Source organism: Streptomyces sp. NPDC058000 (genome assembly GCF_042886435.1).
Lineage (GTDB): Bacteria > Actinomycetota > Actinomycetes > Streptomycetales > Streptomycetaceae > Streptomyces.
In genome coordinates, this window is the sequence record NZ_JBHVQS010000142.1 from 1 (window position 1) to 1,193 (window position 1,193).

The 1,193-nt window shown below is 41.1% G+C and carries 2 protein-coding genes; one reads left to right on the plus strand and one right to left on the minus strand.

What is annotated here, in order from left to right; translation table 11 throughout:
* The first annotated feature begins 219 nt into the window (after positions 1 to 219).
* Complete coding sequence (locus ACFVT2_RS43425; RefSeq protein ID WP_072739206.1) at positions 220 to 912, plus strand: replication initiation protein; 693 nt, start codon at positions 220 to 222, stop codon at positions 910 to 912.
* 97 nt (positions 913 to 1,009) lie between these two features.
* Here ACFVT2_RS43425 and ACFVT2_RS43430 read toward each other — a convergent pair.
* A partial coding sequence (locus ACFVT2_RS43430; RefSeq protein ID WP_212588998.1) for a hypothetical protein occupies positions 1,010 to 1,193 on the minus strand: 184 nt, incomplete at its 5' end.

A 1,193-nucleotide genomic window follows, 5' to 3' on the forward strand; every position in this document is an offset into this window, starting at 1 on the left:
CAAAATTCATTAATAAAATCAATATGTTATAGAGGTATATGTGGAGGAATTTAAGGTAAAGGTGGAGGAATTTAAGGTGTTTAGGTGGAGGAATTTAAGGTAAAGGTGGAGGAATTTAAGGTGTTATTCACAGAAATGTGAGGATATAAAAAAAAATATTCCACATTTCTTATTTGTGGGGCACATTAAAGCATCACCACATTTGAACGGGATCTTTGTATGTCGGACTTGATTGCCTACAAGTCGAATGCTTTGGTTGAGGCCAGCTACAAGTTGACCCTACAGGAACAACGTTTTCTGTTGCTGTGTATCAGTCGATTGAAATCTGGTGCTGATGCTGAATTGCAAAAGACAATGACCATTACCGCTGCGGAATATTTTGATTCATTCCCTGATATGGGGCGGAAAAATGCCGAGGTTCAGCTACAGGAAGCGATCGATCGTTTGTGGGACAGGTCGATCATTCTCAAGAATGACGAGAAGCGTGAGGAGTTCCGCTGGATCCAGTATCGGGCACAGTACGCTAAAGGTGAGGCCAAGGCTCGAATAACCTTTTCTGACGCGGTAATGCCTTATCTGACACAGTTGAAGGGGCAATTCACCAGAGTCGTCATTAAAAATATTTCCAATTTATCAAGAAGTTACAGCATAAGAATATACGAAATTCTCCAGCAATTCCGCAGTACTGGGGAACGTATTATCGCCCTCGATGATTTTAAATCATCACTGATGCTTGATGGTAAATATAAAGATTTCAAAACGTTAAACAGGGATCTAATAAAACCCTGTGTTGACGAACTGAACAAAAAAAGCGACCTGGCTGTAACGGTTGAGACGATCAAAAAGGGGCGCACGGTTGTAGCCCTGCATTTTCGCTTCAAGGAAGACAAACAAATCAAGATGACGATCTAAAATCGATTTTAAGGCACCTAAAACGCTCCCTGCCGCGTTTTTTTTGTGTTAGTAGTGCGAAGGTACTATTGAAGTGAAAAATTGCGTCAAAAGCGCTCTAATGCAGCGAAAAAAGAACCCCCATTTTTTGGGGGCGGAAAAACAAAACTATGCTTGCATTATGTGTGTGCTTCTTGCATTCATCCCTGTCGATGAACATCGAAGAACATAACACGATGTTAAACAAAACAAAATATTGTTCACATTCACTGTGACCAACCGCGATCATGTCTCCTCTCGGT

Coding starts and splice junctions, on each gene's coding strand:
- ACFVT2_RS43425 (WP_072739206.1), top strand. CDS start 220: ATGTCGGACTTGATTGCCTACAAGTCGAATGCTTTGGTTGAGGCCAGC.